The organism is Streptomyces racemochromogenes, from assembly GCF_044129415.1.
In the GTDB taxonomy this organism is placed as follows: domain Bacteria; phylum Actinomycetota; class Actinomycetes; order Streptomycetales; family Streptomycetaceae; genus Streptomyces; species Streptomyces racemochromogenes_A.
The window spans coordinates 17,002-28,855 of sequence record NZ_JBBDHD010000091.1 but is presented as its reverse complement, the minus strand read 5'-3'; the positions used below and the strand labels follow the sequence as shown (position 1 = coordinate 28,855).

At 74.3% G+C, this 11,854-nt stretch carries 14 protein-coding genes; 5 read left to right on the top strand and 9 right to left on the bottom strand.

The features are described 5' to 3' along the window. Positions 1 to 194 precede the first annotated feature (194 nt). The 3 genes from WDV06_RS26960 to WDV06_RS26950 all read right to left on the bottom strand — a co-directional run bounded on the left by WDV06_RS26960 (position 195) and on the right by WDV06_RS26950 (position 1,838). On the bottom strand, positions 195 to 452 hold the full coding sequence (locus WDV06_RS26960) for a hypothetical protein (protein ID WP_395512384.1): 258 nt from the start codon (positions 450 to 452) through the stop codon (positions 195 to 197). Beyond that, on the bottom strand, positions 439 to 711 hold the full coding sequence (locus tag WDV06_RS26955; RefSeq protein WP_395512383.1) for a DUF6400 family protein: 273 nt from the start codon (positions 709 to 711) through the stop codon (positions 439 to 441). Before WDV06_RS26955 ends, WDV06_RS26960 begins: the two co-directional genes overlap by 14 nt. 278 nt (positions 712 to 989) lie before the next feature. Further along, a complete protein-coding gene (locus WDV06_RS26950; protein WP_395512382.1) occupies positions 990 to 1,838 on the bottom strand; it encodes a MurR/RpiR family transcriptional regulator in 849 nt (282 codons plus the stop codon). A gap of 48 nt (positions 1,839 to 1,886) precedes the next feature. Here WDV06_RS26950 and WDV06_RS26945 point away from each other — a divergent pair, with 48 nt between their 5' ends. Continuing rightward, positions 1,887 to 2,765, top strand: a complete 879-nt coding sequence (locus WDV06_RS26945; RefSeq protein WP_395512381.1) for an EamA family transporter — start codon at positions 1,887 to 1,889, stop codon at positions 2,763 to 2,765. A gap of 23 nt (positions 2,766 to 2,788) precedes the next feature. On the opposite strand, the gene WDV06_RS26940 is transcribed toward WDV06_RS26945, so the two are convergent. Both WDV06_RS26940 and WDV06_RS26935 read right to left on the bottom strand, forming a co-directional pair. After that, the gene (locus WDV06_RS26940; protein WP_395512380.1) at positions 2,789 to 3,157 is read right to left on the bottom strand and encodes a hypothetical protein; all 369 of its coding nucleotides are present in this window, start codon (positions 3,155 to 3,157) and stop codon (positions 2,789 to 2,791) included. A 126-nt stretch (positions 3,158 to 3,283) separates the two neighbouring features. Beyond that, complete coding sequence (locus tag WDV06_RS26935; RefSeq protein ID WP_395512379.1) at positions 3,284 to 3,670, bottom strand: VOC family protein; 387 nt, start codon at positions 3,668 to 3,670, stop codon at positions 3,284 to 3,286. A 175-nt stretch (positions 3,671 to 3,845) separates the two neighbouring features. Here WDV06_RS26935 and WDV06_RS26930 point away from each other — a divergent pair, with 175 nt between their 5' ends. Beyond that, positions 3,846 to 4,139 (top strand): WhiB family transcriptional regulator, encoded by a 294-nt coding sequence (locus tag WDV06_RS26930; RefSeq protein WP_395512378.1) that lies wholly within the window; start codon positions 3,846 to 3,848, stop codon positions 4,137 to 4,139. A gap of 9 nt (positions 4,140 to 4,148) precedes the next feature. On the opposite strand, the gene WDV06_RS26925 is transcribed toward WDV06_RS26930, so the two are convergent. Further along, the gene (locus WDV06_RS26925) at positions 4,149 to 4,745 is read right to left on the bottom strand and encodes a TetR/AcrR family transcriptional regulator (protein WP_395512377.1); all 597 of its coding nucleotides are present in this window, start codon (positions 4,743 to 4,745) and stop codon (positions 4,149 to 4,151) included. 93 nt (positions 4,746 to 4,838) lie between these two features. Between WDV06_RS26925 and WDV06_RS26920 the strand changes: the two genes are divergently transcribed. Then, positions 4,839 to 5,627 carry an SDR family NAD(P)-dependent oxidoreductase gene (locus WDV06_RS26920; RefSeq protein ID WP_395512376.1) on the top strand — a complete coding sequence of 263 codons (789 nt, stop codon included), beginning with the start codon at positions 4,839 to 4,841 and terminating at the stop codon, positions 5,625 to 5,627. A gap of 80 nt (positions 5,628 to 5,707) precedes the next feature. On the opposite strand, the gene WDV06_RS26915 is transcribed toward WDV06_RS26920, so the two are convergent. After that, the gene (locus tag WDV06_RS26915) at positions 5,708 to 7,399 is read right to left on the bottom strand and encodes a putative glycoside hydrolase (protein WP_395512375.1); all 1,692 of its coding nucleotides are present in this window, start codon (positions 7,397 to 7,399) and stop codon (positions 5,708 to 5,710) included. 164 nt (positions 7,400 to 7,563) lie between these two features. Between WDV06_RS26915 and WDV06_RS26910 the strand changes: the two genes are divergently transcribed. Continuing rightward, complete coding sequence (locus WDV06_RS26910) at positions 7,564 to 8,577, top strand: polysaccharide deacetylase family protein (RefSeq protein ID WP_395512374.1); 1,014 nt, start codon at positions 7,564 to 7,566, stop codon at positions 8,575 to 8,577. 48 nt (positions 8,578 to 8,625) lie between these two features. On the opposite strand, the gene WDV06_RS26905 is transcribed toward WDV06_RS26910, so the two are convergent. Together WDV06_RS26905 and WDV06_RS26900 are read right to left on the bottom strand one after the other, a co-directional pair. Then, a complete protein-coding gene (locus WDV06_RS26905; protein ID WP_395512373.1) occupies positions 8,626 to 10,257 on the bottom strand; it encodes an ADP-ribosyltransferase domain-containing protein in 1,632 nt (543 codons plus the stop codon). Between the two features lie 85 nt (positions 10,258 to 10,342). After that, positions 10,343 to 11,020: a macro domain-containing protein gene (locus WDV06_RS26900; RefSeq protein ID WP_395512372.1), complete on the bottom strand. Its 678-nt coding sequence runs from the start codon at positions 11,018 to 11,020 to the stop codon at positions 10,343 to 10,345. Positions 11,021 to 11,269: 249 nt separating this feature from the next. Here WDV06_RS26900 and WDV06_RS26895 point away from each other — a divergent pair, with 249 nt between their 5' ends. Next, the gene (locus tag WDV06_RS26895; protein WP_395512371.1) at positions 11,270 to 11,854 is read left to right on the top strand and encodes a pyridoxamine 5'-phosphate oxidase family protein; all 585 of its coding nucleotides are present in this window, start codon (positions 11,270 to 11,272) and stop codon (positions 11,852 to 11,854) included.

The window sequence follows — 11,854 nt, the reverse complement described above, 5'->3', positions numbered from 1 at the left end:
CGGTGGGCGGGGGTGGGGCGGGGCTACTAGGCGGGGTCGGATGTGACGTGGGTCCTGTGGGCCGCCTCACCGCCACGAGGCCCGGATGTCACCGTACGTGCCGGTTCATACCCTTTCGGGTGCGTGTCCTGGGCCACTCCCGGCCGCCGAATCGAAGGAAACCGGCGCGTCGAACGCAGCTTTCCGAGTCGCCGCTACGGCCCCTCGGGGCCTCCGGCCACCCGGCTCCACGTGGAGCGCGTGGCACCGAACCCGCTCTCGTGCGTCCAGACGTGCGTGCAGCCGGGGCACTGGAGGTGCAGGAGGCTGCCCTTGTTGGAGAGCAGGTAGCGCCAGTGCCGGGAGCAGGTCCGGCGCTCCCCGCACGGCCCGCAGTCCCTGGAGTCCTCACAGCGCGGGCAGGGCACCCACGCCCGGCGGCCGATGTCGGCCTGCGGGTCAAGCGGCAGCATGGCCGCCCCCGCGCACGGGCAGCACACCGGCCGCCACCAGGTCGTCGTACAGGCGCTGCTGCTCCGCGTCGAGCCCGGAGTAGAGCAGGTCGTACGCCGCCTCTTCTCCGCGCAGCACCTCCACCGGGTCCCATTCGGGGCCGAGCGCGGCCATCACCTGGGCGCGCCGAAGCATCTCCTGCGAGGTGAGGTCGACGGAGAAGCCGACGGTTTCCGCGTCGCCCGGGCCGGCCGGGGGCGTGAAGTGGTTCGTGGACATGGGGCGAACTTAGGTATGCCTTCCTTGGCGGGTCAAGGGAGGGTGGGCGGAGTCACATCCCCGCCCACAAGGGGATGTCCGGGGCGAACACCGGATACCGGGCAGGGAGGCTGCCGGGCCGGGCCGAGCGCGGCCCTCACCACCCTCACGGTGGACGCGAAGGAAGCGGGCCGGTGGCCCCGCCGTGCGGGTCGCGGTGCGGACCGCGCCGACCGGGCCGTCACGGAGGCAGGGCGTCCGCGGGAAGGCCGCACTCCGTGCGGGTGCGGGCTGTGCCCCTAGTAGGAGTGGTCGACCGTGACGTCGGCCGACAGCCGCAGGGCCGCTTCGGCCGGGGCGCCGCGCTGTTCCAGCAGCGTGAGGGTGAGGGCGTCGACCACGGTGAGGTGGGCCAGCCGGCTCGCGACGGTCTCCAGCCCGAACACCAGGTCCTGGCCGCCCGCGACGAGGACGCAGTCGCCGGTCTCGCTCAGCGGTGAGCGGGCGTAGCTCGTGAGGACGACCACCCGGGCCCCGGCCCGCCGCGCGCGCCGGGCGGCGTCCACGGTGCTGCGCGTGGCTCCGGTGTGGCTGATGGCCAGGCAGGCGTCGGCGGCCGACAGCTGCGAGGCGGCCAGCTGCGCGGTCAGGGGGTCGGCGGGCGCGTCGACGGCGATGCCCAGCGCGCGCAGCCGGTACGCGGTGTCCACGACGACCGCGCCGGACAGGCCCGCGCCGACCACCAGCACCCGGGGGGCCGCGCCGATCAGTCCGGCCGCCGTGCGCAGCCGGTCCGGGGTCACCGTCGCGGTCACCCCGTCGAGCGCCTCGCGGGCGGCGCGGACGGTGTCGGCCAGGGCCCGGGCGGCCGGGTCCCGGTCCCGCGAGGGTTCCGGGGCCGGCGCCTGCCGCGCGGCGGCGATCTTGAGTTCCTGGTAGCCGCGGAACCCGAGCCGCTGACAGGCCCGTACGACGGTGGAGGGCGCGGTGCCGGCCAGGGCCGCGACGTCGCTGACGCTGAGGCGCAGCAGTTCCGCGCCCTTGTCCAGGAGGACCTGCGCCACCCGGGCCTCGGTGTCGCGCAGTTCCGGCAGGCGGGCCCGGATGCGGGCGGCGAGCCCACCCCCGGCGGTGGAATCAATTTCCATGTGGGTACCGTAGCAAGGAATTTCATTCCACAGCTGTGGGGAGCCCCCGTGCCCGCGAACCTGCCGCCCCTGACCGGCGCGGCCGCCGTGCCCGTCGTCGTCCTCGCCTCCGCGGTGCTGCACGCCGTCTGGAACGCCCTGGCCCACGGCCTGCGCGACAAACTGGCCGGCTTCACCCTGATCAGCCTCGCCTCCGCCGGCTGCGGAGCGGTCCTCGTCTGCTTCGTCCCGCCGCCCGAACCGGCGGCCTGGCCGTACATCGCCGCCTCCGCCGCACTGCAGGCGGCGTACCAGCTGCTGCTCCTGCGCGCCTACCAGCTCGGCGACTTCGGCCAGATGTACCCCACCGCCCGCGGCACCTCGCCCCTCGTGGTGACCCTGGTCTCCACCACCCTCCTCGGCCACCCCCTGCCCGCCGGCCAGGCCGTCGGCGTCGCGGTGATCTCCTGCGGGCTGGCCGCCCTCGCCCTCGCCGACGGGATGCCCGGCCGCGCCCAGCTGCCCGCCCTGGCGGCGGCGCTCGGCACCGGCGTGATGATCGCCTCGTACACCCTCGTCGACGGCAGCGGCGTCCGCGTCTCGGGCAGCGTGCCCGGCTACATCGCCTGGCTGTTCCTGGGCCAGGGGCTGGTCCTGCCGCTCATCGCCTGGACCGTGCGGGGCCCTGCCCTGCTCACCGCGCTGCGCCCCATGTGGGGCCGCGGGCTGGTCGGCGGGCTGCTCTCCCTGCTGGCGTACGGGCTCGTCGTGTGGGCGCAGGCCCGCGGCGACCTCCCGACGATCGCCGCCCTGCGGGAGACCAGCATCGTCTTCGGCACCCTGATCGGCGCGGTCGTGTTCCGCGAGCGCCTCGGCCACCGGCGGATCACCGCCGGCGTCACCGTCCTCGCGGGCATCGCGGTGCTCCGGTTCACCGGCGGTTCCTGAGGTCCGCCAGCCGCCGGCCGGGGTCAGGAGGTGGTGAGGACGTCCTCACGGGCGCCGTCGAGGACGAACCCGTTGTCGAAGCGGACCCGGGCCGTCACCCGGCTCTCCTCCTGGAAGGCGGTCCACTCGGGTTCGAGGGCCGCCACCTCCTCCTCCAGCCGCTTCCTGCTCTCCGCGGGCATCGTGTGGCCGTAGTCGCCGAGGAGCGACCGCAGCCGCTCGTACTCCAGGACCGCGTGGCCCGGTGGCCGCTCGTCCACCCGCTCCACGGTGCCCGCGGTGCCCGCCGCCAGGGACAGGAAGCCGACGCGTTCCCCGGCCGGCCCCTCGACCGCGTCGCCCAGCCCGATGTCCACGGCGAGCTCCACCCGCAGGCCTTCCCTCAAGGTCATCGGTCCTTCGTCCCCCGTCCCGGTGCGTGCCGCGGGGCGGTCCGCGGTGGGGCCATTATCGCGTCCCGCCGCAGCCGGACGGGGCGGCCCCCGCGCTGGGCGCCGGGCCGCCGGCGGGCCGGCGGCTCAGGGGCGGAAGCGCAGGGGGTGGTCGGCCGGTACCTCCACGATCGCGATGCGCACGCCGTCGGGGTCCGCGATCCACATCTCGATCAGCCCCCAGGGCTCCCGCAGCGGCGGCCGCAGCACCTCGGCGCCCCGCTCCCGGAGCTCGCGGTGGGCGGCCTCGGCGTCCTCCACCTGGAGCCACAGCCGCAGCCCGGGGGCGGGCGGCGCGTCGGCGCGGCCCGACAGTTCGAGGAAACCGCCGCCGAGGAAGTAGACCGTGCCGCGCTCGGGGCCGGTGCCGAACTCGCGGTGGATCGCGAGGCCGAGGGTGGTGCCGTAGAAGGCGCGGGAGCGGTCGGGGTCGGTGGGGCGCAGCAGGATCCTGCTGCCGAGTACGTGGACCATGGCCCCACCCTGCCCCGGTCCGGGGCCGGTGATTCCTGGGGCCGTCGGTTTCCCGGCGGGGCGGCCGGGACGGAGGGGACGGACGGGATCCGGGGTGCATGAACGCGCGCGTTCGGGTGATACGCGCCCGCACAGGGCCGTCACGCAGGACCGCCCCCTCCGGAAGGAAGAGCCCGTGGCCGACATCTCCCGTACGGACGTACTCCCCCGCCCCCGGCAGGCCGGGCCGCTCGACGGGCCGTGCCGCACGGTCGCCCGTGAGGTCTTCGCCCCGGGCGCGGGCGAGCACGCCGCGGCCGTACGGGAGCGTGAGGAGGCCGCCAAGGCGGTCTGCCGGGGGTGCCCGGTCCGGCTCCCCTGCCGCCGCCACGCCCTGGCGGAACGGGTCCCGGACGGGGTCCGGGGCGGTCTCAGCCCGGACGAGCGCCACGTCCTGCTGGTGGACACCCGGTCCGCGGGCTCCCTCTGAGGCCGCGGGTCACCCGCCGGGCCGGCCGAGTCCGGTCAGCAGCACGTCGATGGCCAGGTCGGTGGCCTCGGCCAGCGGGGTGTCGTCCAGGAGGGCGCCGACGGCCAGGGTGGCCAGGCCGTGCACGGTGGAGAACGCGACCTGGGCGAGCCGGGCCGGGTCGCCGGCGCGGACCGTGCCCTCCGCCTGCGCCTGGGCGATGAGTCCGGCGGTGGTGTCGAGGCTGAGGTGGCCGAGCTCACGCAGTTCGGCGCTGGAGTCGTCGGCGTGTTTGGCGCTGAACATCAGGTCCAGCAGGGGTGCGTGGGCGACGGCGAACTCCACGTACGCCCGCCCCAGGCCGGCCAGGCGCGCCGGGACCGGGCCCGGCGCCTCGGCGGCGGCCCGCAGGCGCTCGTTCAGCCGGGTGAAGCCGCTGACGGCGAGGGCGTCCAGCAGTGCCTGCCGGTCACGGAAGTGGCGGGACGGGGCGGCGTGGCTCACTCCGAGGTCGCGCGCCAGGGCGCGCAGGGACAGGCCGTCCGCGCCCGACTCCGCGAGGACGGCCTCCGCGCGCTCCAGCAGTGCGGCCCTGAGGTTGCCGTGGTGGTAGGGCCCCTCGGTCAAGGCGGACCCCCCTCTCTCATGTTGTCATTGACTACAATAGTGGCGCCGCCTACATTCGTTTCCATTCGACACGCGGAAACGGAGCAACCGACGATGCCAATGACATACCAGGGAACCGTGGCGCTGATCACCGGGGCGAGCGCGGGCCTCGGTGTCGAGTTCGCCCGCCAGTGGGCCGCGCGCGGAGCGGACCTGGTGCTCGTCGCCCGCCGCCTCGACCGGCTCGAAGGGCTCGCGGCGGACCTGGAGAAGCGCCATGGCATCACGGCGCACGTGGTCGCCGCCGACCTCTCCCTGCCCGGCGCCGCAGCCGCGCTGCGGGCCGAGCTCGACGCCCGCGGGATCACGGTCCACACGCTCGTCAACAACGCCGGGTTCGGCAGCCACGGCCCCTTCGTCCGGCAGGACGCCGTGCAGATCAACGAGATGATCCAGCTGAACGTGGTGGCGGTCGCCGAGCTGACCCGGGCGTTCCTGCCGGACCTCGCGGCCGACGGCCGCGGCGCGCTGATCACCGTCGCGAGCGCGGCGGCCTACCAGCCGACGCCGGCGATGGCGGTCTACGGCGCCACCAAGGCCTTCGTCCTGAGCTTCACCGAGGCCGTCGCCTACGAGACCCGCGCCTCCCCCCTGCGGGTGCTCGCCGTGTCACCGGGTCCGGTCCGCACGGAGTTCTTCGACGTCGTCGGCAGCCGTGACGCGGCCGTCGGCCGGATGGCCACCCCCGAGCAGGTCGTGACCGCCACCCGCCGGGCTCTGGAGAGGGGCAAGACGCCGCCCAGCATCGTCGCGGGCCTGGCCAACCGCGTCTCGGCGCTCGCCGCGGCACTGACGCCCCGCCGGATCACCCTGGCGGTGTCGGGGCGGATCCTGAGGGCCTGACGCGCGCGGGCGGGCCCCCGGATTCCGGGGACCCGCCTCCTGCGCGGCCGGCCGCCGCCCCGAAGGGCGCGGCGGCCCCGTCAGTGCGCCGTGATCTGCTGGAGCGCCGCTCCCTGGTAGCGGGCGCCGGCGTTCCAGAGGATGAAGGACTCCATCTTGTTGGCTTCGGCGGCCTTGATCTGCGCGGCCACCTCGGCCGGCCCGTAGGAGCTGCCCATCGAGAAGTCCTGGAGCCACGGGACGATCTCGGTCTGGGTGCCCTTCGCCAGGCGGGCGAAGTCGGCGAGCGAGCGCTGGACGATGGCGTACGGGGAGGTGTCGGGCTGTGCGACGCCGTACTCCCCCGGCGCCCAGTGGGACGGGTAGACCATCGGCGCGATGTAGTCCGTGACCTTGACCAGGGCCCCGATGTCCTGCGCGATCTCGGTGGGCCGGGTCGCGGCGATCCCGAAGACCGAGACGCCGAGGTACTTGGCGTGGGGACGCAGCGCGGTCCGGGTGTCGGCGACGAAGGAGGCGATGGACTGCTCGGGCGTGGCGGTGCCGATGCCGGGGAAGCGCATCTGCGACAGCGGCCCGTCCGGCCGGCGCACGTAGTCGTAGAGGATGTCGTCGAAGCCGAGCCGGGCCGCCTCGACGGCGAGGTCCTGGTTGTACTTGCGGACCGCGGGGTTGGCGAAGTTGGTGAAGGACAGGGCACCGTAGTGGCCCCCGTCGTAGGGCTGTCCCGACGGCGTCAGCACGAGCTGGTCCTGCTCGCCGGCCTTCCAGGCGGCCGCGGCGAGCTTCGGGTCGCGGAAGGCCACGATGCGGCCGATGACCTGGGCGCCGGCGGCGTGGATCTCGTCGATCGCCTTGCGGGCGTCGTAGTAGCCCTTGGCCGCGCCGATCCGGCGGGCCAGCGGGACCTGCGAGGCGTAGCCGACCTCGCCGTCCTCGTCCTTGACGTCCAGTTCGACGGCGTTGAGCTTGCCGCTGCGGACCAGGGCGAGGACGCCGCCGCGCAGCGTGTCGTCGCCCCAGCCGATGGCCGTGATGTGCGCGGCACGGATCATGGGGCGGCGCCCCCGGGCGGACACGTCCTTGGTGGTGGTGTTCCCGGCGCGGTCCACCGCGGTGACCGTGACGAGGGGGGTGCCCTTGGGCACCGTGGCCTTGAAGGCACCGGCCTTGTCGAGGGGCACCTTCTTGCCGTTGACGCTCACTTCCGCGTCCGTGGAGGCGTTTCCGGTGATGGTCACGGGGGCGGAGGCGTTCTTGATCTCGGGGGCGGCCACCTTCAGCTCGGGCGGGGTCGTGTCCACGCTGAAGCCCACGACCTTGCGGTGCGAGGCGAAGGGGAGGCTGCTGTCGCCCGCCACGACCAGGGTGTGCGGACCTTCCTTGAGTTGCGGGAGGGCCAGTTTGAGACGGGCGCCGTCGGCGGTGAGGGGGACCGCGGCGCCGTCCAGGGTGGCGTGCAGGCCCTTGCCCCCGGGCGGCGCGCCGGCCGCGAGGTAGGCGCTGACCTGCGCGGCGGCGCGGCCGCTGAGGACGGCGCCGTCGCTCACGCCCTCGATGTCCGGACCCGGTGCCAGGAAGGTCCAGGCGCCGACGCCCACGCCGGCCAGCGCGAGCGCTCCGGTCGTCGCTATGAGGGCGCCCCTGCGGGCCGGGCGGCGCAGGCGGGAGGAGGGGCCGGAGCGGGGTATGCGGGTGCGGGACATCTCGACGTCCTTCGTGCCGTGGGCGTGGGGGGCGGGGCCGGATTGCGGGCCGGGTGCTGTCTCCATTCATTGCCGTCCCGCCGGCCGGCCGCCCCGTCCCGCCGACATTTCACACGAACGGCCGTGACGGGGTCCGGCGCGGCGGCTACGCCGAGCAGGGGACAGTGCGGTATGCGAGCCACCGTCCCCGGTAGGTATGGCGGGACACCTTCACGTGGAGAGGCCCTCTGATGCGCCACCCCCTGGTCCCGCTCGGCGTCCTCGCGGGCGCCGCCGCTCTGCTCGCCACCGGCTGTTCGACCGGGACGTCACCGGCAGCCGGGGAACCCCGCGGTGCCGCCCCGCCCGCGGCGGCCAGTCCCGTCGCGGCGAAGGACCCGGCGGTGGTCGGCGCCAACGAGCTCGGCCGGGTACCGGTGCTGATGTACCACCAGCTGACCGAGAAGCCGGCGAGCGTCTACGACCGCACCCCGGCCGATTTCCGCGCCGAGCTGGAACGCCTCGCACGGGAGGACTACGTGCCGGTGACCGCGCGGGACTTCCAGACCGGGCACATCGACATCCCGGCCGGCACGCACCCGGTGGTCCTCACGTTCGACGACTCCACCAACAGCCAGGTGCGGCTGGGCGCGGACGGCGCCCCGGCACCGGGCACGGCCGTCGCCATCCTGGCGGAGACGGCGAGGAAGTACCCCGCGTTCAAGCCGGTGGCGACCTTCTTCGTCAACGCGGACGCCTTCTCGGCCACGGGCGCCGCGAAGGCCCTGACGTGGCTCAAGGACCACGGGTACGAGGTCGCCAACCACACCGACCGCCACGAGAACCTGCGTTCCCTGGACCAGGCGGGCGCCGCCCGGGCCATCTCGGCCGGCCAGCAGGCGATCGAGAAGGCCGCCCCCGGGACGCGGGTCACCTCGCTCGCCCTGCCCTTCGGCGCCATGCCCGAACCGGCCGGGATCGCCGCCCGGGGGACGGGGTACCGCTATGACGGGGTGTACCTCGTGGGGGCCAACCCGTCGGTCTCTCCGTACGCGAAGTCCTTCACCCCCGGCGCGATCCCCCGGATCCGCTCGGCGGGGCCGAAGGACGAAGACGCCGAGCTCGGCTCCTCGCGCTGGCTGGACAAGCTCGCCGCGGGCAAGGACCGGTACGTCTCGGACGGGGACCCCGCCACCGTGGCCTTCCCCCGCGCCGCGCAGAACGAGCTGGCCCCGGCCTTCGCACGGCGGGCCCGGCCCTACTGAACCCCCGGCCCGGCCGGGCCGGACCTCCGGCGGTGGCGCCGTGCGGCGTCAGGAGACCAGGGGCCCGTCCTCCGCCTCGGTCAGCCTGACCGTGCACAGGCCGCCCCGCTCGCTCCTGACCTCCGTCACCTTCAGCCGGGTGCCCGGCGCGAGGATGTACTCCTCCTCGCCGGTGAAGGCCGAGAACCTCCGGATCCCCACCGCGCGGGCGGGCGTCACCTCGAACAGCGTCCGCTTGCCGCGGCTGCCCAGGAAGGAACGGGCCACGCTCAGCTCGGAGGTGCAGGAGGACACGCCCCACCAGGTCACGGTCCCCCCGACCGGGTACTGGGCCCGCAGGTCCAGCGCGACGCCGCGCCACAGCGGCGCGGTGTGGGCGGGCAGTTGCGAGACCGCCGAGAACAGCAGCCGCAGGTAGGCGAGGTAGGGCACCACCCTGGTCCGGTCCGGGGAGCGCAGGACGGCGTTGATCTCACGGTAGAAGGCGGACTCGCAGGTGTAGAGGTGGAGCGCGGCGATGGCGTCGGCGGACAGCCGCCCGGAGCCGGCGGTCTCGTCCGCCCGGCGCTTGCCGAACTCCAGGGATCGGTCGATGTGCCGGCCCAGGCCGGACAGTACCTCGGAGACGGGTGCGACGGCGGCCCGGAAGTCCATCAGCGGGGTGTCGGACACGCCGGTGATCGCCGGGAGGACGAGGCCCTCGTCCTTGACGCTGGTGAGCCGCTCCAGGTACAGCTGGTGCAGTTCCATGGTCGAGGCGATGAAGGCGCCCATCCGTGCCGCGACGCCGCCGTCTGCGCTACCGGCGGCGGTCTCCCCGTTCTTCCGGTCCCAGCCCTTGCTCGGCAGCCAGTCGATCTGCTCGGCGCCCAGCGACGCGAGGGCGTCGTTCACCGTGGCGAAGTGGTCGCCCTCGCAGAAGATGTCGCCCTGGGCCGCCGGGTTGGCGTGGTCGATGTGGCGGACCTCGACGTCCGGGTACTTCGCCTGGAGCCGCTGGACGACCTTCTTCAGGCTGCGGGCGTGCGCACCCCACCAGGCGAAGACGACGCTGCGGTCCTCCTCGTCGGCGTCCTGCTTGGCCTTGAGGATCTCCTCGACGATCCGTTCGGCGACCGGCCGCCAGAAGGCGGTGTGCCGGTCCGCGCCCATGGCGCCGTCACCGCTGGCGGTGAGCGCGGCGTTCAGCAGCAGCACGCCCTGCGTGAGCATCGCCTGGAACCACTCCGGCGGCTGGACGGTGTCGCGCTCCTTCAGCAGGGCCCGGACGTCGGCGATCGGCGTCTTCTTCACGATGCCGTACTTCCACATCGCGGCCGCCTTGATGAGGCAGCGGATGCTGACCACCCTGCCGAACTGGCTGTCCTTCCAGTCGTTGAAGGTGTTGTCGAACATGGCGATGCCGGTGGCGCTCTCCGGCCGCGGGTAGGGGTTCTGTCCGAAGACGACGACCTTCCACTTGTGCGGCGGATGGGGCTTGAGGGCCTGGAAGGTCAGCTCGCGGACCGGGACGACCTCCGGGCTGCGGCCCTGGCCGATGAAGCGGGCGGCGTCCGGCTGCGCCTCGATGACGGGCTTCAGGAGCGGGAGCCAGGGCTCACCGCCCCCCTTGAAGAGTTCGGTGAGGTGCAGCGGATCGCTCGGGTCGGGCTGGGCCGGGGTGGTGGCGGTGTCGTTCATGGGTGCGGGGCTCCCGGTCGTCGGGCCGGCGGGGTGGAGGGGGGCCGCCGACGGTGCGGCGGCGGGGGCGGCGGCGGGGGCTGCGTCAGCGGCGAAAGGAATGCCCTTTCGGCGGCACAATGCGCACCCGCTGCGCGGCCGGCGCCTGCTCGATCCCGTCGAGCTGGGCGGTGAGCGTGGCCCGCAGTTCGTCGTCGTCCTCGAACCAGTGGTCGTGGAAGAGCGTGTAGCCGGTCCACATCAGGTTGGCGCAGACGCGGGCGGGAACCCGGCCGGTCTGCGCGCCCATCCCGACCAGCGCCACGGAGCGGATGCTGCCCGGCTGCTGCCGGTTCTGCCGGTGGACGGCCTGGAACGCGGCGGCGCACGCCAGGGCCACGTTCAGCGTGTCGCGGACGTTCTGCGAGGACCGGACCATGGTCGGGGTGGAGATCAGGTACCGCGGGACGGTCGCACCCGACGGGACGCAGACGGCGCTGCCCACGGGGAGGGAACCGGCGAACCGGTCGCGGATGGCCCGCTGGACGCGCAGCTGGATGCCGGCTCCGAGGTGCCGCTTGATGACGGCGTCGACTCCGCCGTCCATCCGGCCGGCCGAGTTGGTGGGGGTGACCCAGGCGTCGACGTCCTCGTCGAGGATCGAACCCCTGCGGATCGCGATCCCGGGGGTGTCCGCGAACGCCGCCCGCCACGCCTCCACCACGCGCTCGTTCACATCGGTCAGCACGACCCTGAGCACGGGCTGCACACGGTTCTCGGTCATCGTCCACTCCTGTCGGGAAACGGCTCTTCCAACACCTGCGACGCTATCGGCCACCACTGACAACGCCGCCCCGGCAGAACGCCCCTGACCTGCCGTCACCGCCGTGCGCGGAGCGGTCCGCGGCCGCGGGGGCCTGAGCCGCCCGGGTGGCTCCCGGGTCGTCCGCGGGCCGCCGTACGCGGTCCGCGGGGGCGGGCCGGGGATGATGCGGGGCGAGCGGCGCAGCCGACGCAGTGAGAGGAGTCCGCGATGCCGGACCAGGCCCGGACACGGGAACCGCAGACGGAGCTGGATCCGCGGTACAGCTCCCCGGGGGCCACCGCGACACCCTGGGCCGAGGCCGCGGCCCGGCTCGCGGAGGCGGAGGTCTTCTGGCTGACGACGGTCCGTCCGGACGGGCGGCCGCACGTCACCCCGCTGCTGGCCGTGTGGAGGGACGGGGCGCTGCACTTCGCCACCGGCCCGTCGGAGCGCAAGGGCCTCAACCTCGCCGCCAACCCGCACGTGGTCCTGACGACCGGCTCCAACGCCTACGGGCAGGGCCTCGACGTGGTCGTGGAGGGGGAGGCGATCCGGGTCTCCGACGAGGGGCGGCTCGCGGAACTGGCGGCGGCCTGGGAGGCGAAGTACGGGCCGGACTGGCACTTCGACGTACGGGACGGGGCGTTCGACAGCACCTCGGCCTCCGCCGCTCCCCCGCCGACCGAGGAGGGCGGGGAGGCGGCGGGCCGGGCGCTGGTCTTCGCGGTCGCGCCCCGGACCGTGTTCGGCTTCGGGCGGGGCACGGAGTTCACCCAGACCCGCTGGCGGTTCGGTGCGGGAGAGGGCCGGTGA